Source organism: Enterobacter cloacae complex sp. 2024EL-00711 (assembly GCF_047529885.1).
GTDB lineage: Bacteria > Pseudomonadota > Gammaproteobacteria > Enterobacterales > Enterobacteriaceae > Enterobacter > Enterobacter ludwigii.
Genome location: NZ_JBLIZC010000010.1, coordinates 35,939 through 56,301, shown reverse-complemented (window position 1 = coordinate 56,301; position 20,363 = coordinate 35,939). Strand labels below are relative to the sequence as shown.

Below are 20,363 nucleotides of genomic sequence, written 5' to 3'. Positions count from 1 at the left end.
CCCAGGATTACGACATGGCAGTAACTTTTTCGGACGTATGCGCCGTGGTGCCGGCTGCGGGTTTTGGCCGGCGCATGCAGACAGAATGTCCCAAGCAATACCTCTCTATTGGCGATAAAACGATCCTCGAACACTCCGTGGCGGCGCTGCTGGCGCATCCGCGGGTGACGCGCGTGATTATCGCTATCAGCCCGGGTGATGCGCGTTTCGCGCAGTTACCGCTGGCAAATCATCCGCAGATTACCGTTGTTGACGGCGGCGCCGAGCGTGCCGATTCCGTGCTGGCGGGCATTCAGGCCGCCGGTGAGGCACCATGGGTTCTGGTCCATGACGCTGCCCGTCCGTGCCTGCATCAGGATGACCTTGCGCGCCTGCTGGCGCTTAGCGAAACCAGCCGGGTAGGTGGTATTCTTGCCGCCCCGGTACGCGACACCATGAAGCGCGCTGAGCCGGGCAAGCAGGCTATCGCGCACACCGTTGAGCGCGTCGATTTATGGCACGCGCTGACCCCCCAATTTTTCCCCCGAGAATTACTCCACGACTGCTTAATGCGTGCGCTTAAAGAAGGTGCGACCATCACGGACGAAGCCTCGGCGCTGGAGTATTGCGGTTTCCATCCTGAGCTGGTTGAAGGACGCGCTGATAATATAAAAGTGACGCGTCCGGAAGATTTACAGCTCGCGGAATTTTATCTTACCCGTTCGACCCATCAGGAGAAGGCATAATGCGAATTGGACACGGTTTTGATGTACACGCCTTTGGCGGAGAAGGCCCAATTATCATTGGCGGCGTACGCATTCCTTATGAAAAAGGGCTGCTTGCGCATTCTGATGGCGACGTAGCTTTACATGCCCTGACCGATGCATTGCTGGGTGCTGCGGCACTGGGCGATATCGGTAAGCTGTTCCCGGACACTGACCCGGCCTTCAAAGGTGCGGACAGCCGTGCGCTGCTGCGTGAAGCCTGGCGTCGTATTCAGGCGAAAGGCTACACCCTCGGCAACGTGGATGTGACGATCATCGCTCAGGCCCCCAAAATGCTGCCGCATATCCCGCAGATGCGTGTGTTCATTGCAGAAGATCTGGGTTGCCACATGGATGATGTTAACGTCAAAGCGACGACGACAGAGAAACTGGGCTTTACCGGTCGTGGTGAAGGGATTGCCTGTGAGGCCGTGGCGCTGCTGGTGAAGGCAAGCCAATGACGGACTTCGACAACCTGACCTGGCTGCACGGTAAACCGCAGGGGAACGGGCTGCTGAAAGCCAGCCCTGAAGATTTTGTTGTGGTGGAAGACCTGGGATTCGCACCGGATGGCGAAGGCGAACATATCCTGGTACGCATTCTGAAAAATGGCTGCAATACCCGTTTTGTGGCCGATGCGCTGGCAAAATTTCTCAAAATTCATGCCCGCGAAGTGAGCTTTGCCGGGCAGAAAGATAAACACGCCGTCACCGAACAGTGGCTCTGCGCGCGCGTGCCGGGTAATACGATGCCTGATTTAAGCAAATTTGAGCTTGAGGGCTGTAAGATATTGGAATACGCGCGCCATAAGCGCAAACTGCGTCTGGGCGCGTTGAAGGGCAACCATTTTACGCTGGTACTGCGCGAGATTTCGGACCGTGATGATGTGGAAAAACGCCTGAACGCTATCAACGCGTGCGGCGTACCAAACTATTTTGGCGCACAGCGCTTTGGTATCGGCGGCAGCAACCTGCTCGGCGCACTGCGCTGGGCGCAAAGCGATGCCCCGGTCCGCGACAGGAATAAACGCAGTTTTTGGTTGTCGGCGGCCCGCAGTGCGTTGTTTAATCAGATTGTGAGCGAACGGCTGAAAAAACCGGACGCGAATCAAGTTGTTGTCGGCGATGCGCTACAATTAGCGGGACGCGGGAGCTGGTTTGTGGCAACGGCTGAAGAAATGGCCGATGTGCAGTCGCGCGTGGATACTCAAACGCTGATGATTACCGCAGCCTTGCCCGGCACGGGCGACTGGGGTACGCAGGGCGATGCGCTGGCTGCTGAGCAGTCTGCCGTCGCTGATATGCAGGCATTACAAACATTGCTGGTGCGGGAAAAAGTCGAGGCGGCACGCCGTGCGATGCTGCTCTATCCGCAACAGTTGAGCTGGAACTGGTGGGACGATGTAACCGTCGAGTTACGCTTCTGGCTGCCGGCAGGTAGCTTTGCCACCAGTGTTGTCAGGGAACTTATCAACACGTCGGGTGATTATGCGAATATTGCTGAGTAACGATGACGGGATCCATGCGCCGGGTATACAGACCCTGGCGAAACACCTTCGCGAATTTGCGGAAGTGCAGGTCGTGGCACCCGATCGTAACCGCAGTGGAGCGTCTAACTCTCTGACGCTGGAGTCGTCGCTTCGCACCTTTACCTTCGAAAATGGTGATATCGCCGTCCAGATGGGCACGCCGACCGACTGCGTTTTTCTGGGCGTGAACGCGCTGATGCGCCCGCGCCCGGACATCGTCGTCTCCGGTATTAACGCCGGGCCCAATCTTGGCGACGATGTGATTTACTCCGGAACCGTGGCCGCCGCCATGGAAGGGCGCCATCTGGGGTTCCCTGCACTGGCCGTTTCGTTAAACGGCCACACGCACTACGACACGGCGGCAGCGGTGACCTGTTCTCTCCTGCGGGCGCTCAATCGCGAGCCGCTGCGTACCGGGCGCATCCTCAATATTAACGTGCCGGATCTGCCGCTGAGTGAAATCAAAGGCATTCGCGTAACGCGTTGCGGAAGCCGACACCCGGCTGACCAGGTGATCCCGCAGCAGGATCCGCGCGGCAATACGCTTTACTGGATTGGTCCTCCTGGCGACAAGTGTGACGCCGGACCGGATACCGACTTTGCCGCCGTTGATGAAGGATATGTCTCGGTTACGCCACTGCATGTAGATTTAACCGCGTATAGTGCGCATGATGTGGTGTCGGGTTGGCTGGATCGCGCAGGAGTGAACGCGCAATGGTAAGCAAACGTGTACAAACTCTTCTGGAACAGCTACGCGCTCAGGGGATCCGCGACGAGCATGTGCTCGACGCGCTCGCCCAGGTGCCGCGTGAGAAATTTGTAGACGAGGCGTTTGAACACAAAGCGTGGGAAAACGTGGCGCTGCCTATCGGGCAGGGTCAGACGATTTCACAGCCTTACATGGTGGCGCGTATGACGGAGCTGCTGGAGCTCACGCCCCATTCGCGCGTGCTGGAAATTGGCACCGGGTCGGGGTACCAAACCGCGATCCTGGCGCATCTGGTGCACCATGTTTGCTCCGTTGAGCGTATTAAAGGTTTGCAGTGGCAGGCGCGTCGTCGCCTGAAACAACTTGATTTACATAACGTTTCGACACGACACGGTGATGGATGGCAGGGTTGGCAGGCACGCGCCCCGTTTGACGCGATCATCGTGACGGCTGCTCCACCTGAAATTCCCGCTGCTCTGTTATCGCAGCTGGATGAAGGCGGCATTCTTGTTCTGCCTGTCGGGGACGAGCAACAGCTCCTGAAGCGCGTTCGTCGGCGTGGCGGCGAGTTTATTATCGATACCGTGGAAGCCGTGCGCTTTGTTCCTCTGGTAAAGGGGGAGTTGGCCTGAGACTCAGAATTATCCAGGGTTATTAAGGCAAATTCAGCGTATGGTGTGGCGCGAAAGATTCGTGTCATCACGGTAAATTTTAAGTCACTGGTAGTTAACACATTCCTGGGGGATAAATGAGCGCGGGAAGCCCTAAATTCACCATCAGCCGTGTTGCGGCATTATCACTGGTTTCGCTCTGGCTGGCAGGCTGTACAAGTTCTAATAATGCACCTGCGCCCGTCAGTTCCGTGGGGGGATCCAGCAGCTCGGGTAACACGTCCAGCGGAATGTTGATCACGCCTCCGCCTAAAATGGGCACTGCTGCGGCGCAACAAAATCCGCCCATTCAGCCAATGCAGCCTCCTGTTACGCAGCCAACTCAGGTTCAGCCAGTGGAACACCCTGTGCAGACTCAAAATGGCCGCATAGTGTATAACCGCCAGTATGGGAACATTCCGAAAGGTAGCTATACCGGTGGGAGCACCTATACCGTAAAACGCGGCGATACGCTGTTCTATATTGCGTGGATCACCGGGAACGATTTCCGTGACCTGGCGCAGCGTAATAACGTCCAGGCCCCGTATGGTCTGGAAGTCGGCCAGACGCTTCAGGTGGGCAATGCGACGGGTACGCCGCTCACGCCTGGCAACACCGTTTCAGCGGCCGATGTCACTGCGCAAAATAACAGCGTTAAGCCTGCACAAAAATCCACCACGGTGGTTGCTTCACAACCGGTAATTACGTATTCTGAGGATTCAGGTGATCAGACTGCTAACAAAATGTTGCCGAATAATAAAGGGACTGCGACTGCTGTCACAGCACCCACTACGGCACCTGTGGTTAGCTCTACTGAACCGACTGCCAGCAGTATGACCTCCAGTTCGCCAATTTCTGCATGGCGCTGGCCAACTGACGGCAAGGTTATCGAAAACTTCTCTTCCTCTGAGGGAGGAAATAAAGGGATCGATATCGCAGGGAATAAGGGACAGGCTATTATCGCGACCGCAGACGGTCGTGTTGTATATGCCGGTAACGCTCTGCGCGGTTACGGTAATCTTATTATCATCAAACATAACGATGATTACCTGAGTGCCTACGCCCATAACGACACAATGCTGGTCCGGGAACAACAAGAAGTTAAGGCGGGGCAAAAAATCGCTACCATGGGTAGCACCGGCACCAGTTCTACACGCTTGCATTTTGAAATTCGTTACAAGGGGAAATCCGTAAACCCGCTGCAGTATTTGCCGCAGCGATAAGTTGACGGGGCATGCCAGCCAGGGTGTCTCGTTCAGGGATCACGGGTAGGAGCCACCTTATGAGTCAGAATACGCTGAAAGTTCATGATTTAAATGAAGATGCGGAATTTGATGAGAACGGAGCAGAGGCTTTTGATGAAAAAGCCTTAGTAGAAGAGGAACCCAGTGATAACGATTTGGCTGAAGAAGAGCTGTTATCGCAGGGCGCCACACAGCGTGTACTGGACGCGACTCAGCTTTACCTTGGGGAGATTGGTTACTCCCCACTGTTAACGGCCGAAGAAGAAGTCTATTTCGCACGTCGTGCTTTGCGTGGTGATGTTGCCTCGCGCCGTCGCATGATTGAAAGTAACTTGCGTCTGGTCGTGAAAATTGCCCGTCGTTACGGCAATCGAGGTCTGGCTCTGCTGGACCTGATTGAAGAGGGCAACTTAGGTCTCATCCGCGCAGTTGAGAAGTTTGACCCGGAACGCGGGTTCCGTTTCTCAACCTACGCGACCTGGTGGATTCGTCAGACCATCGAACGGGCGATTATGAACCAAACCCGTACGATTCGCCTGCCGATTCACATCGTCAAAGAGTTGAACGTCTATCTGCGTACTGCGCGCGAGTTGTCCCATAAACTGGACCACGAGCCAAGCGCGGAAGAGATCGCCGAACAACTTGATAAACCGGTTGATGACGTAAGCCGTATGCTGCGTCTCAACGAGCGCATTACCTCCGTTGACACCCCGTTGGGTGGCGACTCCGAAAAAGCGCTGCTGGACATCCTGGCCGATGAAAAAGACAACGGTCCGGAAGACACCACGCAGGACGATGACATGAAACAGAGCATCGTCAAATGGCTGTTCGAACTGAACGCCAAACAGCGTGAAGTGCTGGCACGTCGTTTCGGTTTACTGGGGTATGAAGCTGCAACACTGGAAGACGTCGGCCGCGAAATTGGCCTGACCCGTGAACGTGTTCGTCAGATTCAGGTTGAAGGTCTGCGTCGCCTGCGTGAAATCCTGCAGGGACAAGGTCTGAATATCGAAGCGCTGTTCCGCGAATAAGCAATCTTTCATCAAAAAAGGCCCGTCGTGAGACGGGCCTTTTTCTTTTGCGTTACGGTTGTGCCGTTTCGTGCAGCAAACGCCACGTTATCTTGCCATCCTTCTGATTGAGCACGGCGGTTGACCAGCGCACATTGACGGGCTGATCCGGGCGAGTTTGCGTTTCCCGGTAGTGAAGCACTGCGCCGTTGGCCCACGTCTGTAGCGTCGTTATCTCATCAAGAACAATCTCCAGACCAGGACGGCTGCCGCGCTGAAGGTCCAGGAAACCGACAAGCGCGTTATAGTCAAAATGGACGCCACCTGGGGTGAGCATCATAAAATCCGGCTGAAAGTGGGCAAGCAGGGCGTCAACATCCCCTTCGCCCTTACCCAACCAGTTCTCCAGCATAACGTGAACGTCGATAATGTCCTGTTCGAAATGGGTCATGGTTTCTCCTGTTGCACCTCTGAAAGCACCTGCGTGTTGTTAAGACGAAAGACGTACACGACGGGCAGTAATGTGATGGCCGCAGCAACACTAAACATCCAGTGCCATGCGGCGAGCGGCGTGAAAAACGCCAGTGTCAGGTTCAGCACCTGCGAGAGCAGGAATGCCCCGGCAAAAAAACTGATCTGACGATTAAGATTCCATAGCGCGCTGGCGTCAGGCATCTCGTCGCGCGCTGTCGTTAAAAAAGCGCTGCTTTGCGCCGTACTGCTGCAAAGACTGCCGCCCGCGCCCATTAACGTAAACGCGACGCCAGGTAACAACACTGTGGTAGTCGGGCTGACGTTAAGCAGCAGTAAAACGCCCAGCGCCTGTAACAGGCAACCCACGACAATGAGAGGCCGGGGACCCACGCGGTTAAAATAACGTCCGGTCGCGGTGATCGCCATAAACGAGGCCAGAGACCATGGCAGCATCAGCATCCCCGTTGCGGCAGGTGTCATGTGCGCCTCGCTCTGAAGATAATACATCCCCGTGACGTTCACCCCAATAAACATGCCGGGTACGCACAAATAGACAAGCATGGAAAAACGCAGCAGCGGGTCGGCCAGCAGGGGCAGGTTTAACAGCCTGCTCGCTTTCACGGGGGGCCTCTCATTCTTAAGCCACACGCAGGCCAGGAAAAACGTCACGGCGGCGACAGGCGTTGTGGCAAAAAATATCCATCGCCAGCTGAGTGCCTGAACCAGCACTCCCCCCACGGCGGGTGAGCATGCAGGCGCAAGCAATGCAACCAGCATGACCGCTGAGGAGAGCCTGGCACGCTCATGGGGTTTAAACTGTTGCCAGGTCAGCGCCTGTCCGACCGGGATCAGTAAACCCCCTCCCATGCCCTGCAGCACTCGCCAGGCAATCAGGCTCTCAAGTGAGGACGACAAACCTGCCGCAACGGAGGCGGCGCTAAAGAGAAAAAGCGAAAGCAGAATGACATGCTTCGGCCCGAGTCTGCGCGTCAGCAGGGTGCTGAAGGGGATGACGAGTGTCAGACCGGCAATATAGCCGTTACTGACCCAGGCAAGCGATGAGGGCGTGGCGTTGAACGCCTGAGCCATTGACGGAAAAGCGACGCTGGCGATAAACATATTAATTAAATCAAGAAAAAAGCCCAGCAGATAGACAACGGCGACTTTGCTGCGATACGACATGGCGGCACCTCCAGTGAGGGGCGTATCGTATCGGGCAGGGAGGTACGGATAAACGTTATAAAGCGCGATATACTGTCAAAAAATTTTTGACAGTAATAGGGCTGACAATGATTAATTTGCAGCGTACCGCGATGTTTGTCGCCGTCGCAGATACCGGGAGTTTCACCGCCGCAGCAGAGGCAATGGGGCTGACAAAAGCGGTGGTCAGCTTCAATATCCGCCAGCTGGAAGATGAACTGGGTGTCACCCTGTTGCTGCGTTCCACCCGTCGACTGACGTTAACCGAGGCAGGGAGGCTTTTCCATCAACGGAGCGTCGCGCTTTTAAAGGACGCGGAACGCCTGAAGGACGACGTCCGTGCAAACCATGCAGGTCTTACGGGGGAGTTGCGGATCACCACCACACCGGAGTACGGCTCGCAGGTTGTGGTCCCGTTACTGGCTGAGTTTAGCCAGCAACACCCGGACCTTCGCGTGCGTCACGTTTCGTCTTCACTGCATGCCGATCTGATTTCAGAGCGCTTTGATGTCGCCATCCGGCTGGGAACCCTTGCCGATTCACGCTACCACGCGGCATTGATAACGCAGTTCACTATTTTCCCCGTAGCGACGCCCGGCTGGCTGCGTAACCATCCTGTAGAATCGCTTGAACAGCTGGCGAAAGCTGACTGGATTATTCATGAGCGCTTAGCCTCGCCGCTGCGCTGGCAGGTGAACGATGCCAGCGGTGAGCCCGCCACGCTGGAAATTAAAAAAGCACCGCGTTTGTTTGCGGACAGTGCTCAGGCGCTGATGGCCTTTGCGCTCGCGGGATGCGGTGTGGCGCTGTTGCCGGAGTGGCTGGTGCGCCATGCGCTTGATGACGGCAAGCTGGTGTCGGTTTTACCGGAATATACCTTTGCGCGGCAGGGCATCTATGCGGTTTATCCCGATGCCCCGCATGTGCCCGCGAAAGTGCGCACCTTTATCGACTTTATGCGCACCCGGGTTAACTAGTCGCGCATCATTTTTTTGACGAGTGCGGAGAATTGCGCCCGCTCGTCGTTGCTCAGCCGCCCTAAAAACGCCTCGTCCACGTCATTGCCGATCGGTTTACAGCTGGCAAGCAGCGCTTCACCTTCCGGCGTCAGAAAGACGAAACGACGGCGCTTGTCCGCCGGATCGTGCTCGCGTTTTACCAGTCCACGCGCCTCCATGCGGCTCAGCATCTCCGCGAGCGTCGCCTTTGTGCTGACCGCCACTTCTGTCAGAGCAACTTGCTCAATCCCCGGATTTTCGGCAATAGACCGCAATACCGCGTACTGCGGTTTGGTCAGTTCCGGCAATGCATGTTGCCAACGGGCAGTATGCTGTTGAAAAAGCTGGCGTAACAGGTGAAACGCCTCTTGTCTCAGTTCCATGAACACTCCGACGAAAAATTCTCTCCCTATGATAGCCGCTCTTGCCCAGGATTTTAACGCGGCAATTTTTAGCAATTAATGTGATCGTGTACGAACAATATTGTCAGAAACAGGATCCGGGAGTAACGTATTTAATATGTTCGTATGCGAACGAATTAATTGAGGTGCTGAATGAGATTGATAGTTGGAATGACGGGCGCAACGGGAGCGCCGCTGGGCGTAGCGTTGCTGCAGGCATTACGTGACATGCCGGCGGTGGAGACCCATCTGGTCATGTCGAAATGGGCAAAAACCACCATTGAGCTGGAGACGCCCTACACCGCACAGGATGTGGCTGCGCTGGCCGATGTTGTCCACAGCCCGGCCGATCAGGCTGCCACTATCTCATCCGGCTCGTTTCGCACCGACGGCATGATCGTCATTCCCTGCAGTATGAAAACGCTGGCAGGCATTCGCGCAGGCTATGCCGAAGGACTGGTGGGCCGTGCGGCAGATGTGGTGCTGAAAGAGGGGCGCAAACTGGTGCTGGTTCCTCGTGAAACCCCACTCAGCACCATTCATCTCGAGAATATGCTCGCACTGTCCCGTATGGGCGTGGCAATGGTGCCGCCGATGCCCGCGTATTACAACCACCCGCAGACCGCCGACGATATCACCCATCACATTGTGACCCGCGTGCTCGACCAGTTTGGTCTGGAGCACAAAAAAGCGCGCCGCTGGAACGGGTTGCGGGAAGCAAAACATTTTTCACAGGAGAATAAAGATGGCATTTGATGATTTGAGAAGCTTCCTGCAGGCGCTCGATGAGCAAGGGCAACTGCTGAAAATTGAAGAAGAGGTGAATGCAGAACCGGACCTGGCCGCGGCAGCCAATGCCACAGGCCGTATTGGCGACGGCGCACCGGCGCTGTGGTTCGATAATATTCGCGGGTTTACCGATGCCCGGGTGGTAATGAACACCATTGGATCCTGGCAGAATCACGCCATTTCTATGGGACTGCCCGCGAACACCCCCGTCAAAAAACAGATTGATGAGTTTATTCGCCGCTGGGATAAATTCCCCGTCACGCCAGAGCGCCGTGCAGATCCCGCCTGGGCTCAAAATACGGTGGAGGGTGAAGACATTAACCTTTTCGACATCCTGCCACTGTTCCGTCTGAACGACGGTGACGGCGGTTTTTATCTCGACAAAGCGTGCGTCGTTTCGCGCGACCCGCTTGATGCGGATAACTTCGGCAAGCAGAACGTCGGTATCTATCGCATGGAAGTGAAGGGAAAACGTAAGCTGGGTCTGCAACCGGTTCCGATGCACGATATCGCCCTGCATCTGCATAAAGCGGAAGAGCGCGGTGAAGATCTGCCGGTCGCGATTACGCTTGGCAATGATCCGATTATTACACTTATGGGCGCGACGCCGCTGAAATACGATCAATCTGAGTATGAGATGGCCGGTGCGCTGCGCGAAAGCCCCTATCCCATTGCGACGGCACCGCTGACCGGCTTTGATGTACCGTGGGGATCTGAAGTCATTCTGGAAGGGGTGATTGAAGGCCGCAAGCGCGAAATCGAAGGACCCTTTGGTGAGTTTACCGGGCACTACTCTGGTGGCCGTAACATGACGGTGGTGCGTATTGATAAAGTGTCTTACCGCACAAAACCCATTTTTGAATCCCTCTACCTCGGTATGCCGTGGACCGAAATTGACTACCTGATGGGCCCGGCTACCTGTGTACCGCTCTACCAGCAGCTGAAAGCAGAATTTCCGGAAGTGCAGGCGGTCAATGCCATGTATACCCACGGTTTGCTGGCGATTATCTCCACCAAAAAACGCTACGGTGGCTTTGCCCGCGCAGTCGGCTTACGTGCTATGACCACGCCGCACGGCCTGGGCTACGTGAAGATGGTGATTATGGTTGATGAAGACGTTGACCCGTTCAACCTGCCGCAGGTGATGTGGGCGCTGTCCTCGAAGGTGAACCCGGCGGGCGATCTGGTGCAGTTGTCGAATATGTCGGTACTTGAACTGGACCCGGGCTCCAGCCCGGCAGGTATTACCGACAAATTGATTATTGATGCCACCACGCCTGTTGCACCCGACAACCGGGGCCACTTCAGCCAGCCGGTACAGGATTTACCTGAAACCAAAGCCTGGGCCGAAAAACTGACTGCGATGCTGGCTGCACGCCAATAAGGAGGAAAAGATGATATGTCCACGTTGTGCTGATGAGCATATTGAGGTGATGGCAACATCACCGGTGAAAGGGGTCTGGACTGTCTATCAGTGCCAGCATTGTCTGTATACCTGGCGTGACACGGAGCCGCTACGCCGGACCCACCGCGATCATTATCCACAAGCGTTTCGCATGACGCAGAAGGATATCGATGACGCACCACAGGTGCCGACGATCCCGCCGTTACTGGCCGATGATAAGCGCTAAAAAAAGCCGGGTGGCGGTTTCGCCTTACCCGGCCTGTTTGTTTCAGATACCGCTACTTCCCGGCAGGCCCGGTAAGCATTGCGCCACCGGGTGCAGATTACACCAGGCTTTTCAGGCGATAAATCCACTCCAGCGCCTGACGCGGCGTGAGCGAGTCCGGATCGAGATTTTCCAGCGCCTCAACGGCCGGTGACGTCTCTTCTGCCGGGGCTAGCAACGACATTTGCGTGCCATCAATCTGCGTGGCCGCGGCATTCGGTGACAGGCTCTCCAGCTCACGCAATTTCTGTCTCGCACGTTTGATCACCTCTTTAGGAACCCCCGCCAGCGCGGCCACGGCCAGGCCATAGCTCTTGCTTGCGGCACCATCCTGTACGGTGTGCATAAAGGCGATGGTATCGCCGTGTTCCAGCGCATCGAGGTGGACGTTTGCCACGCCTTCCATCTTTTCTGGCAACTGTGTCAGCTCGAAATAGTGGGTTGCGAACAGCGTCATTGCCTTGATCTTATTGGCAAGGTTTTCAGCGCAGGCCCATGCCAGTGACAGACCATCATAGGTTGATGTGCCGCGCCCGACTTCATCCATCAATACCAGGCTGTATTCGGTCGCGTTATGCAGAATATTGGCGGTTTCGGTCATCTCCACCATAAAGGTTGAGCGGCCGCTGGCCAGATCGTCCGCTGCCCCGACACGGGTAAAGATACGGTCGATAGGGCCAATCTCCACTTTTTGCGCAGGAACGTAGCTGCCGATATAGGCGAGCAGAGCGATAAGCGCTGTCTGGCGCATATAGGTACTTTTACCGCCCATGTTTGGACCGGTAATGATCAGCATTCTTCTCTGTGGCGACAGGCTTAGCGGGTTGGCGATGAACGGCTCGTTCAGCACCCGTTCCACAACCGGATGACGGCCTTCGGTGATGCGAATACCGGGTTTATCGGTAAAGGTCGGGCAGGTGTAGTTCAGCGTTTCAGCGCGTTCTGCCAGGTTGACCAGCACGTCCAGCTCTGCCAGCGCACTGGCGCTTGACTGCAGGTCTGCAAGGTGCGGCATCAGCATGTCGAACAGCTCTTCATACAGCTGTTTCTCCAGCGCCAGCGCCTTGCCTTTCGAGGTGAGAACTTTGTCCTCATACTCTTTCAGTTCAGGGATAATGTAACGCTCAGCGTTTTTCAGCGTCTGGCGGCGCACGTAGTGGATGGGGGCCAGATGGCTTTGTCCACGGCTGATCTGAATGTAGTAACCGTGAACCGCGTTATAGCCCACTTTGAGGGTATCAAGCCCAAGGCGTTCGCGCTCGCGAATTTCCAGCTTATCCAGGTAGTCCGTGGCACCGTCGGCCAGCGCACGCCATTCATCCAGCTCTTCGTTGTAGCCCGGGGCAATTACGCCGCCGTCACGCACCAGAACCGGAGGTGCGTCAATAATGGCGCGTTCGAGCAGCTCGCGCAGCTCGCTAAATTCACCCATGGTTTCACGCAGTTTCTGCACCGGCGCGCTATCCACATCGGCGAGCAGGCTGCGCAATTCCGGCAACTGCTGGAAGGCATGACGCATGCGGGCGAGGTCGCGCGGACGTGCCGTACGCAGCGCCAGACGCGCAAGAATACGCTCCAGATCGCCGACCTGACGCAGCACGGGCTGCAGTTCATTGTAGCGATCCTGCAATGCGGCAATCGTCTGCTGACGACAGGTAAGCGTGTCGGTATCGCGAATGGGCATATGCAGCCAGCGTTTTAACATACGGCTGCCCATCGGCGTCACCGTGCTGTCGAGGACGGAAGCGAGGGTGTTTTCCACGCCTCCGGCCAGATTCTGGGTGATCTCCAGATTACGACGCGTCGCGGCATCCATAATGATGCTGTCCTGCTGACGCTCCATCGTGATCGAGCGGATATGCGGCAGGGTGGTGCGCTGGGTATCTTTGACGTACTGCAGCAGGCAACCCGCGGCACACAGTCCGCGCGGGGCATTTTCCACACCAAAGCCAATCAGATCGCGGGTGCCAAACTGCAGATTCAACTGCTGGCGCGCGGTATCAATTTCGAACTCCCACAGCGGACGACGGCGCAGACCGCGGCGGCCTTCAATCAGCGCCATCTCGGCAAAATCTTCGGCATAGAGCAGTTCTGCCGGGTTCGTGCGCTGCAATTCAGCCGCCATCGTTTCACGATCTGCCGGTTCACTCAGACGAAAACGTCCGGAGCTGATATCCAGCGTCGCATAACCGAAACCTTTGCCGTCCTGCCACAGTGCCGCCAGCAGGTTATCCTGGCGCTCCTGCAGCAGGGCTTCGTCGCTGATCGTACCAGGCGTGACGATGCGCACGACTTTGCGCTCAACCGGCCCTTTTGAGGTTGCCGGATCGCCGATCTGTTCGCAGATGGCGACTGACTCACCCTGATTCACCAGTTTCGCAAGGTAGTTTTCTACCGCGTGATGCGGAATACCGGCCATGGGAATGGGCTCGCCTGCAGATGCGCCACGCCGGGTCAGCGAGATGTCGAGCAGCTGCGACGCACGTCTGGCATCGTCATAAAATAGCTCGTAAAAATCGCCCATACGGTAGAACAACAAGATTTCCGGATGCTGTGCTTTCAGCTTCAGGTACTGCTGCATCATTGGCGTATGTGCGTCGAAATTGTCGATTGTGCTCATGGAGTTATGATGTCCATTTCTTTGAAAATAATACGCTTTGGGCGGCTCAGTGGCCGTTAGTTCCTTCTATTGTCGCATGAAAAAAAGGTACGGCGCAGAAAAATGTCGCGGCTTTACGAGGTGCCTTCCTGCACTAACTCAATGACAATTTTTCCATGCTCAACCCCCACTCTGACCTGCGAATGGGTGGTAAACCCCGCTTTTTCAAGCCAGTCGCCCTTTAAGCTCAGCGCCGCATGCACGCTGTAGCGTTTGGGTATCTTGGTGTTACGGTCTTCATGACGCTTTCTGAAATACCCCACTTTCAAATGACGATAGGATTTGGTGATAGCGATCTTGTGCATACGGCCTCCGGACAACGTGGACAAGGGTCATTCCTGATGCTGTATAAAATACCAGTGATTTACTGCAGGTGTGGGCTTAATACTGGAATCAGCCTTCAGAAAACAGAATGCAACACCTGAAATCAGTAGCTGAAAGGCGTATTATAAATGCACTTTATTATCTGGTGAGCCGTTATGTCCGGAAAACGCATTACACGTGAGAAAGCGACGATCGCGAAAATGATCGCGCTGTATGAAACACAGTGTCCTCAGGCTTCGCAGGAAGAGGGGCATTATCAGGCGCTGAAAGCGTATGCCAATAAGCGCCTGGATAAATGCGTTTTTGGTGAGGAAAAACCCGCCTGTAAACAGTGCCCCGTTCACTGCTATCAGCCTGCCAGGCGCGAAGAGATGAAGCAGGTGATGCGCTGGGCTGGCCCACGCATGTTATGGCGTCATCCCATCCTGACGGTACGCCACCTGATGGATGACCGTCGCCCGGTACCGGAATTACCGGAAAAGTATCGCCCGAAAAAGTAACCGTTCTGGCGCTTCGCTGACAACCGTATCCCAACGCCTGCATGCGGGATCTCAGCCAGAATGACGCTACACCAGGCTCTCTTTATCAATCCCCAGACGCTTCATCCTTGAGAGCAGCGTGGTGCGTTTTAGCCCCAGTCGCTGGGCGGCACCTTTCGGTCCGGCCACGACACCGTTAGTCTCTTTCAGCACGCGCATGATCAGCTGATATTCGTCTTCACCTTCCTGCGCCACGTCGGTGGCTGTAACCGGGGTTTCGGGCAGGGAAACTTCGGGCAGGGAGAGTTGCAGTACGTTACCGCGCGTCAGCAATACCGCACGTTCAATGACGTTTTCCAGTTCACGGACGTTACCCGGCCACTCCATCGAGGAGAGGGTACGTAGCGTCTCGGCGGGGATACTGTCGATGTTGCGGCCCATCCGGCGGGCTATTTTGGCGGTAAACGCTTTGACCAGCAGAGGGATATCTTCCGGCCGTTCACGCAGGGGCGGCAGGCAGATTGGGAAGACGTTCAGGCGATAATAGAGGTCGCTTCGAAACTCGCGGTCGGCGACCATTTTTTTCAGGTCGCGGTTGGTGGCGGCAATGAGCCGCACGTCAGTCTGGATAAGTTTGTTACTGCCAAGACGTTCAAACTCCTGCTCCTGCAGGACGCGAAGCAGTTTGGGCTGCAACTCCAGAGGCATGTCACCCACTTCATCAAGGAACAACGAGCTTTTGTCCGCCAGCTCGAAACGGCCCAGGCGCTGGCTGCTGGCACCGGTAAACGCGCCGCGTTCGTGGCCAAAGAGATCGCTTTCCAGCAGGCCTGCGGGCATAGCGGCGCAGTTCATCTTCACCATGCGGCGGCTGTTACGGTTGCTGAGGTTGTGGATCGCACGGGCAATCAGCTCTTTACCGGTGCCGGTTTCACCGAGGATCAGCACCGTACTGTCACTTTGCGCCACCATCTCCACCTGTTTCAGCACGCTGTACATGGCATCGCTGCGGCCGATGATTTCGCCAAACTCGCTGTCCACGTTGTTAAGCTGTTCCGTCAGCGCCAGGTTTTCATCCACCAGCCGTTCTTTCAGACGGTGGATCTCCTGATAGGCCAGCGCGTTATCCAGTGCGATGGAGATACGCTCGGCAATCTGGCGCAACAGTTTCAGGTTGGCGGTGGTAAAGACGCCCTCTTCACACTGCGCCAGCTTCAGGACACCAAGCATAGTATTGCCGGACATCAGCGGCAGCAGGCACAGCGTCTGGATTTTATTCCCCCAGGTGTTAAACAGCATCCGCTCATAAGGCGCGAGCGCATCCTGCTCGTTGAGGTTGAGCAGCAGGATCTCTTTGCTTTTAAATACCCGCTCAGAGAGCGTGCCCGCCTCATCCACTTCACTCTGTTCGTGGGCGGGGTTTGCCTCATCAAGATAGTGGGTGGAGTAGATGTTCAGCTTGCCTTTCCGGTGCCCCCGGAGCGCAATACTGATGGCGTCGATTTTGAAATAGTGGTGGATCTCTTTTGAGACTTCGCTGACCAGCTCATCCATATCGAGGCGCGAAAGCACCGCGTTGGTGATGGCCACCAGGATCCGGAAATTGTCACGTTCGCGGCTCAGCAGGTCGTAATCCACATTATTGGTGACGCGGCTTTGAATTTGCTCTGCGACCACGGCCACAATCTGGGTGAAGGTGTGCAGACGCTCGTATTCCGCCTCGCTCCACGGCTGGTCGGTGTGACGAATAAACTCGCAGCCGCCGAAGATATGCCCTTCCACCGCCAGTGGCAGCAGGCTGTAGTGGCCGAAAGGCGGGTATAACTGACTCTGCGCCAGCATCGGCCACGCTTCGCGGAATTCCTCAAAATTGCAGTGCAGCGCCTCCGGGCGGGAAAGAATACGCCGGACAGGACCATGAGCGAGGTAGGTTTCATCCTCGTACTCAAACGCTTTGCCATTGTCGCGCGTTGAATAGTAGCTCGCGCGATGGCTTGCGCTATGCCAGAGCACAATTGCGGCGCTGTCTGCCAGCGCTGATTGCCTGACCAGCCGCGTCAGGGCATCGCTCAGCGCGCCAAGATCGGGCTGCTGTAAAAGTGTGCGCGTAATGTCAAACAGGCCCTGCTGTCCAAGATCGCTCATCGGTGTATACGGCATATTGCTTTCCAATAGAAACTGGCAAAAAAGAGAAAGTCAGTGCTGACCGCTTTTGGCGCGGTTCTAGCAAATGCGGGGTAAAGGTTCCGCGTGCGGCAGATCCAGCGTCCGCTTGACGCCATACAACCCGGTCAGGCGCACCCCTTTGCGCTCAACCACTTCACCAATCAGCGCGGCCTTTTTCCCGAAAGGATGTGCCCGCAGCTGTTCAAGTACGGATTCGGCCGCCGCGCGCTCCACGCCAATGACCAGCTTGCCTTCATTTGCAAAGTTTAGCGGGTCGAGCCCGAGGAGTTCGCACAAGCCGCGAACGGCAGGCTTAACGGGCAGCGCGCGTTCAGTGAGTTCGATACCCAGACCGCAGCGCGCCGCGAACTCATGTACCACGGCGTTAACCCCGCCGCGGGTCGCATCGCGCAGGGCTTTCACGCCTGGAAGGGAACGCAGGGTCTGGATAAGCGGAGTCAGTACCGCGCAATCACTGCGTAATTCTCCGTCCAGCCCCAGGCCTTCACGCAGGTTCAGGATCGTCGCCCCGTGGCAGCCCAGCGATCCGCTGACGATCAGCACGTCGCCGACGGCAAGCTGCTGCGCGCCCCAGTGAATGTCGGCAGGGATCGCCCCCATGCCGGCGGTATTGATGAACAGTTTGTCGGCTGCGCCACGCTGGACCACTTTGGTGTCGCCGGTGACGATGGCGATACCCGCCTCGCGTGCCGTGTGCGCCATGCTGCTGACGACCGCAGAGAGCGTCTCCATCGGCAGCCCCTCTTCAAGGATAAAGCCGCAGGAGAGAAAGCGCGGAACAGCACCGCTGACGGCCACGTCGTTTGCCGTACCGCAGACCGCGAGCTTGCCGATATCGCCGCCCGGGAAGAACAGCGGGTCAATCACGTAGCTGTCGGTGGAAAAGGCCAGCCTGTCGCCCTGCGCGGTCAGGGTGGAGAGGTCAATGCGGGCCTGATCCTCCTGCTCCGCCAGCCAGGGGTTATCAAACGCGTCCATAAACAGACGGTTAATCAGCTGCTGCATCGCCAGGCCGCCGCTGCCGTGTGCCATTTCAACCGTATTCATGCTTCAGACTCCTGATTGCGATACTGATACCACGCGGCACACGCCCCTTCGGAAGAGACCATCAGCGCGCCAAAAGCCGTTTGCGGGTTACAGGTGTTGCCAAATAACGGGCAGTGATGGGGTTTGCATTTGCCGGTGAGCACTTCGCCACAGCGGGCCCGCGGGTCGTCACACACCTGTTGCGGCTGCGGGCGGAAGTGGGCTTCGGCGTCGAACGACCGGTAGGCTGGCGTCAGGCGCACGCCGGACTCTGCAATCAGCCCCAGTCCACGCCATTCGCTGTCGCCCTCGACGCTAAATACCTCGGCTATCGCCTGCTGGGCCACCACATTTCCACTGTCGGGGACGACACGGCGGTACTGATTTTCTACTGCACTCTGGGCTGCTATTTTCTGCTCAACCAGCATGGTCACGCCTTGCAGTAGATCAAGAGGTTCGAAACCAGCCACCACTAAAGGCCGTTCGAACTGTTCAGCGATAAAGCCGTAGGCCGCCGTCCCGATAACCATGCTGACATGGCCCGGCGCCAGAAAAGCGTCAATTCCGTTGTCCGGCTCTTCAAGCAGGCTGCGTAACGTCGGGATGAGCGTAATGTGCTGGCAAAAAAAGAAAAAGTTATCAATGTCGCGGGCTTTGGCCTGCTGCAGCGTGATGGCCGTGGCGGGCATAGTGGTTTCAAAACCAAGCCCGAAAAAGACGACCTTGCGACCGGGGTTATGGGTGGCCAGCGTCAGGGCGTCCATCGGCGAGTACACGATCCTGATATCCGCGCCCTGGGCTTTTGCCTGCAGCAGCGAGCCGTTTTTGCCCGGCACGCGCATCGCATCGCCAAAGGTACAGAAAATCACGTCAGGCTGGTGGGCTATCTCAAGGCAGGCGTCGATGCGTCCCATCGGCAGGACGCACACCGGGCAGCCGGGGCCATGGATAAACTCGATGTTTTCCGGCAGAAGCTGGTCGAGGCCAAATTTAAAGATGGCATGCGTATGCCCGCCGCAGACTTCCATAATACGCAGCGGCTTTTCGGCGGTATAGCTCAGCCGTGCCGCCCGTGTTTTCAGATGTTCAATCAGCTGCATCACCTGCTCAGGCGCGCGATATTCATCAACGTAGCGCATGGTTTACCGCTCCTCGCCGTACAGCAATGCCCCGACGTCCGGCTCCACGTCGAACATATTCTGAAGGGCATCGAGCGTGTCGCGGGCCTCAGCTTCGTTGATGATGCTCATGGCAAACCCCACGTGCACCAGTACCCACTGACCAAGGCGTGAGGCGCCGGTTTCGTCGGTGCTGCCGACGAGCGTCAGGTCGACGTCGCGCAATATGCCACACACCTCAACGCGGGCCTGATTCCCGTCAATGGCGTGAATTTGTCCGGGGACGCCTATGCACATCGTTCGCTCTCCAGCCAGTTCAGCCAGGCGTCCATCCCGTCGCCGCGGGTGGCGGATACCAGCATGATGTCAATCTCCGGGTTCACTTCACGGGCATAGGCCATGCATTTATCCACGTCGAAATTCAGGTACGGCAGCAGGTCAACTTTGTTCAGCAACATCAGCGAAGCGGCGGCAAACATATGCGGATATTTAAGCGGCTTGTCTTCACCTTCGGTCACCGAGAGTACCGCGACCTTATGTCGCTCACCGAGATCGAAGCTGGCTGGACAGACCAGGTTGCCCACGTTCTCAATAAACAGGATGCCGTTGTCCGCCAGCGGCAAGCGCGGCGTGGCGTCGGCAATCATTTGTGCATCCAGATGGCAGCCTTTACCCGTATTAACCTGAATGGCGGGCGTGCCGGTTTCGCGTATACGCGCGGCGTCGTTCACCGTCTGCTGATCGCCTTCGATCACCGCGCAGGAGATGCGCCCGTTCAGGCGGTGGAGCGTTTGTGTCAGCAGCGTGGTTTTGCCGGAGCCGGGGCTGGAGACCAGGTTCAGGACCAGCTGTTTACGCGTGGCAAAGCGGGCGCGGTTGCGTGCTGCAATCTGGTTGTTTTTATCCAGAACGTTGATTTCCACCTCCAGCATCTGACGCTGGCTGAGCCCCGGCGCGTGGGTACCGGCGACGCCATGCCCGTAATGCAGGTCGCCCGCAGCGGAGTGTCGGGGGGCGAAGGTGATACCGGTTATTGCCGCTGCAGGACGAGGGGCAGGTGAAAAGGGTGCGGAGCGAAACGCGGCGTGAGGACGGTGTTCATCCCCTTCTATATACAGGTTGCCTTCAGCGCAACCGCAGGTACTACACATATT

At 56.7% G+C, this 20,363-nt stretch carries 22 protein-coding genes; 12 read left to right on the top strand and 10 right to left on the bottom strand.

Features of this window, described 5'->3' with window-relative positions:
* Nucleotides 1–14: 14 nt before the first annotated feature.
* From ispD to rpoS, 7 genes are all read left to right on the top strand, one after another.
* Nucleotides 15–725, top strand: a complete 711-nt coding sequence (gene ispD / locus ACMVME_RS20720; protein WP_032680391.1) for a 2-C-methyl-D-erythritol 4-phosphate cytidylyltransferase — start codon at nucleotides 15–17, stop codon at nucleotides 723–725.
* Nucleotides 725–1,204, top strand: coding sequence for a 2-C-methyl-D-erythritol 2,4-cyclodiphosphate synthase (gene ispF, locus ACMVME_RS20715; RefSeq protein WP_014171394.1), 480 nt, complete (start codon nucleotides 725–727; stop codon nucleotides 1,202–1,204). The genes ispD and ispF overlap by 1 nt, the downstream gene beginning before the upstream one ends.
* Nucleotides 1,201–2,250, top strand: coding sequence for a tRNA pseudouridine(13) synthase TruD (gene truD, locus ACMVME_RS20710; RefSeq protein ID WP_414743492.1), 1,050 nt, complete (start codon nucleotides 1,201–1,203; stop codon nucleotides 2,248–2,250). The genes ispF and truD overlap by 4 nt, the downstream gene beginning before the upstream one ends.
* Nucleotides 2,231–2,992 (top strand): 5'/3'-nucleotidase SurE, encoded by a 762-nt coding sequence (gene surE / locus ACMVME_RS20705; protein ID WP_020883819.1) that lies wholly within the window; start codon nucleotides 2,231–2,233, stop codon nucleotides 2,990–2,992. The genes truD and surE overlap by 20 nt, the downstream gene beginning before the upstream one ends.
* The gene (locus ACMVME_RS20700) at nucleotides 2,986–3,612 is read left to right on the top strand and encodes a protein-L-isoaspartate(D-aspartate) O-methyltransferase (RefSeq protein WP_020883820.1); all 627 of its coding nucleotides are present in this window, start codon (nucleotides 2,986–2,988) and stop codon (nucleotides 3,610–3,612) included. Before surE ends, ACMVME_RS20700 begins: the two co-directional genes overlap by 7 nt.
* A 116-nt stretch (nucleotides 3,613–3,728) precedes the next feature.
* Entirely contained in the window at nucleotides 3,729–4,853 is a 1,125-nt protein-coding gene (gene nlpD / locus ACMVME_RS20695) for a murein hydrolase activator NlpD (RefSeq protein ID WP_047356679.1), read from the top strand.
* 59 nt (nucleotides 4,854–4,912) lie between these two features.
* Nucleotides 4,913–5,905 carry an RNA polymerase sigma factor RpoS gene (gene rpoS / locus ACMVME_RS20690; protein WP_013098493.1) on the top strand — a complete coding sequence of 331 codons (993 nt, stop codon included), beginning with the start codon at nucleotides 4,913–4,915 and terminating at the stop codon, nucleotides 5,903–5,905.
* Nucleotides 5,906–5,957: 52 nt separating this feature from the next.
* Here the strand turns inward: rpoS and ACMVME_RS20685 are convergent, their stop codons facing one another.
* Both ACMVME_RS20685 and ACMVME_RS20680 read right to left on the bottom strand, forming a co-directional pair.
* Nucleotides 5,958–6,335, bottom strand: a complete 378-nt coding sequence (locus ACMVME_RS20685) for a DUF4440 domain-containing protein (protein ID WP_014171387.1) — start codon at nucleotides 6,333–6,335, stop codon at nucleotides 5,958–5,960.
* Nucleotides 6,332–7,540, bottom strand: coding sequence for an MFS transporter (locus tag ACMVME_RS20680; RefSeq protein WP_068794968.1), 1,209 nt, complete (start codon nucleotides 7,538–7,540; stop codon nucleotides 6,332–6,334). Before ACMVME_RS20680 ends, ACMVME_RS20685 begins: the two co-directional genes overlap by 4 nt.
* Nucleotides 7,541–7,647: 107 nt before the next feature.
* Here ACMVME_RS20680 and ACMVME_RS20675 point away from each other — a divergent pair, with 107 nt between their 5' ends.
* A complete protein-coding gene (locus ACMVME_RS20675) occupies nucleotides 7,648–8,535 on the top strand; it encodes a LysR family transcriptional regulator (protein WP_044865621.1) in 888 nt (295 codons plus the stop codon).
* Here the strand turns inward: ACMVME_RS20675 and ACMVME_RS20670 are convergent.
* Complete coding sequence (locus tag ACMVME_RS20670) at nucleotides 8,532–8,939, bottom strand: MarR family winged helix-turn-helix transcriptional regulator (protein WP_025203368.1); 408 nt, start codon at nucleotides 8,937–8,939, stop codon at nucleotides 8,532–8,534. The genes ACMVME_RS20675 and ACMVME_RS20670 overlap by 4 nt on opposite strands.
* Nucleotides 8,940–9,110: 171 nt before the next feature.
* Between ACMVME_RS20670 and ACMVME_RS20665 the strand changes: the two genes are divergently transcribed.
* From ACMVME_RS20665 to ACMVME_RS20655, 3 genes are read left to right on the top strand one after another with little or no spacing between them, the layout of a single operon-like run.
* A complete protein-coding gene (locus tag ACMVME_RS20665; protein WP_063156797.1) occupies nucleotides 9,111–9,713 on the top strand; it encodes a non-oxidative hydroxyarylic acid decarboxylases subunit B in 603 nt (200 codons plus the stop codon).
* Nucleotides 9,703–11,130: a non-oxidative hydroxyarylic acid decarboxylases subunit C gene (locus ACMVME_RS20660; RefSeq protein WP_025203369.1), complete on the top strand. Its 1,428-nt coding sequence runs from the start codon at nucleotides 9,703–9,705 to the stop codon at nucleotides 11,128–11,130. Before ACMVME_RS20665 ends, ACMVME_RS20660 begins: the two co-directional genes overlap by 11 nt.
* 10 nt (nucleotides 11,131–11,140) lie before the next feature.
* Entirely contained in the window at nucleotides 11,141–11,377 is a 237-nt protein-coding gene (locus ACMVME_RS20655) for a non-oxidative hydroxyarylic acid decarboxylases subunit D (RefSeq protein WP_014171381.1), read from the top strand.
* Between the two features lie 97 nt (nucleotides 11,378–11,474).
* Here the strand turns inward: ACMVME_RS20655 and mutS are convergent, their stop codons facing one another.
* Together mutS and ACMVME_RS20645 are read right to left on the bottom strand one after the other, a co-directional pair.
* Nucleotides 11,475–14,036 carry a DNA mismatch repair protein MutS gene (mutS, locus tag ACMVME_RS20650; protein WP_068794967.1) on the bottom strand — a complete coding sequence of 854 codons (2,562 nt, stop codon included), beginning with the start codon at nucleotides 14,034–14,036 and terminating at the stop codon, nucleotides 11,475–11,477.
* Between the two features lie 113 nt (nucleotides 14,037–14,149).
* On the bottom strand, nucleotides 14,150–14,380 hold the full coding sequence (locus ACMVME_RS20645) for a SymE family type I addiction module toxin (protein ID WP_032678858.1): 231 nt from the start codon (nucleotides 14,378–14,380) through the stop codon (nucleotides 14,150–14,152).
* 174 nt (nucleotides 14,381–14,554) lie between these two features.
* Between ACMVME_RS20645 and ACMVME_RS20640 the strand changes: the two genes are divergently transcribed.
* Nucleotides 14,555–14,899, top strand: coding sequence for a nitrous oxide-stimulated promoter family protein (locus ACMVME_RS20640; protein ID WP_068794966.1), 345 nt, complete (start codon nucleotides 14,555–14,557; stop codon nucleotides 14,897–14,899).
* Between the two features lie 66 nt (nucleotides 14,900–14,965).
* Here the strand turns inward: ACMVME_RS20640 and flhA are convergent, their stop codons facing one another.
* The 5 genes from flhA to hypB form a co-directional block, all read right to left on the bottom strand.
* Nucleotides 14,966–17,038: a formate hydrogenlyase transcriptional activator FlhA gene (gene flhA / locus ACMVME_RS20635; RefSeq protein WP_020883827.1), complete on the bottom strand. Its 2,073-nt coding sequence runs from the start codon at nucleotides 17,036–17,038 to the stop codon at nucleotides 14,966–14,968.
* 63 nt (nucleotides 17,039–17,101) lie between these two features.
* Nucleotides 17,102–18,112, bottom strand: coding sequence for a hydrogenase expression/formation protein HypE (gene hypE, locus ACMVME_RS20630; protein ID WP_068794965.1), 1,011 nt, complete (start codon nucleotides 18,110–18,112; stop codon nucleotides 17,102–17,104).
* Entirely contained in the window at nucleotides 18,109–19,230 is a 1,122-nt protein-coding gene (hypD, locus tag ACMVME_RS20625) for a hydrogenase formation protein HypD (protein ID WP_032678855.1), read from the bottom strand. Before hypD ends, hypE begins: the two co-directional genes overlap by 4 nt.
* Before the next feature lie 3 nt (nucleotides 19,231–19,233).
* Nucleotides 19,234–19,506: a HypC/HybG/HupF family hydrogenase formation chaperone gene (locus ACMVME_RS20620; RefSeq protein ID WP_014171373.1), complete on the bottom strand. Its 273-nt coding sequence runs from the start codon at nucleotides 19,504–19,506 to the stop codon at nucleotides 19,234–19,236.
* Entirely contained in the window at nucleotides 19,497–20,360 is an 864-nt protein-coding gene (gene hypB / locus ACMVME_RS20615; RefSeq protein ID WP_068794964.1) for a hydrogenase nickel incorporation protein HypB, read from the bottom strand. Before hypB ends, ACMVME_RS20620 begins: the two co-directional genes overlap by 10 nt.
* Nucleotides 20,361–20,363: the final 3 nt, after the last annotated feature.

Coding starts and splice junctions, on each gene's coding strand:
- ACMVME_RS20675 (WP_044865621.1), top strand. CDS start 7,648: ATGATTAATTTGCAGCGTACCGCGATGTTTGTCGCCGTCGCAGATACC.
- hypD (WP_032678855.1), bottom strand. CDS start 19,230: ATGCGCTACGTTGATGAATATCGCGCGCCTGAGCAGGTGATGCAGCTG.
- rpoS (WP_013098493.1), top strand. CDS start 4,913: ATGAGTCAGAATACGCTGAAAGTTCATGATTTAAATGAAGATGCGGAA.
- ACMVME_RS20645 (WP_032678858.1), bottom strand. CDS start 14,380: ATGCACAAGATCGCTATCACCAAATCCTATCGTCATTTGAAAGTGGGG.
- hypE (WP_068794965.1), bottom strand. CDS start 18,112: ATGAATACGGTTGAAATGGCACACGGCAGCGGCGGCCTGGCGATGCAG.
- mutS (WP_068794967.1), bottom strand. CDS start 14,036: ATGAGCACAATCGACAATTTCGACGCACATACGCCAATGATGCAGCAG.
- ACMVME_RS20680 (WP_068794968.1), bottom strand. CDS start 7,540: ATGTCGTATCGCAGCAAAGTCGCCGTTGTCTATCTGCTGGGCTTTTTT.
- ACMVME_RS20700 (WP_020883820.1), top strand. CDS start 2,986: ATGGTAAGCAAACGTGTACAAACTCTTCTGGAACAGCTACGCGCTCAG.
- surE (WP_020883819.1), top strand. CDS start 2,231: ATGCGAATATTGCTGAGTAACGATGACGGGATCCATGCGCCGGGTATA.
- ispD (WP_032680391.1), top strand. CDS start 15: ATGGCAGTAACTTTTTCGGACGTATGCGCCGTGGTGCCGGCTGCGGGT.
- ACMVME_RS20660 (WP_025203369.1), top strand. CDS start 9,703: ATGGCATTTGATGATTTGAGAAGCTTCCTGCAGGCGCTCGATGAGCAA.
- hypB (WP_068794964.1), bottom strand. CDS start 20,360: ATGTGTAGTACCTGCGGTTGCGCTGAAGGCAACCTGTATATAGAAGGG.
- ACMVME_RS20655 (WP_014171381.1), top strand. CDS start 11,141: ATGATATGTCCACGTTGTGCTGATGAGCATATTGAGGTGATGGCAACA.
- truD (WP_414743492.1), top strand. CDS start 1,201: ATGACGGACTTCGACAACCTGACCTGGCTGCACGGTAAACCGCAGGGG.
- nlpD (WP_047356679.1), top strand. CDS start 3,729: ATGAGCGCGGGAAGCCCTAAATTCACCATCAGCCGTGTTGCGGCATTA.
- flhA (WP_020883827.1), bottom strand. CDS start 17,038: ATGCCGTATACACCGATGAGCGATCTTGGACAGCAGGGCCTGTTTGAC.
- ACMVME_RS20670 (WP_025203368.1), bottom strand. CDS start 8,939: ATGGAACTGAGACAAGAGGCGTTTCACCTGTTACGCCAGCTTTTTCAA.
- ACMVME_RS20620 (WP_014171373.1), bottom strand. CDS start 19,506: ATGTGCATAGGCGTCCCCGGACAAATTCACGCCATTGACGGGAATCAG.
- ACMVME_RS20665 (WP_063156797.1), top strand. CDS start 9,111: ATGAGATTGATAGTTGGAATGACGGGCGCAACGGGAGCGCCGCTGGGC.
- ispF (WP_014171394.1), top strand. CDS start 725: ATGCGAATTGGACACGGTTTTGATGTACACGCCTTTGGCGGAGAAGGC.
- ACMVME_RS20685 (WP_014171387.1), bottom strand. CDS start 6,335: ATGACCCATTTCGAACAGGACATTATCGACGTTCACGTTATGCTGGAG.
- ACMVME_RS20640 (WP_068794966.1), top strand. CDS start 14,555: ATGTCCGGAAAACGCATTACACGTGAGAAAGCGACGATCGCGAAAATG.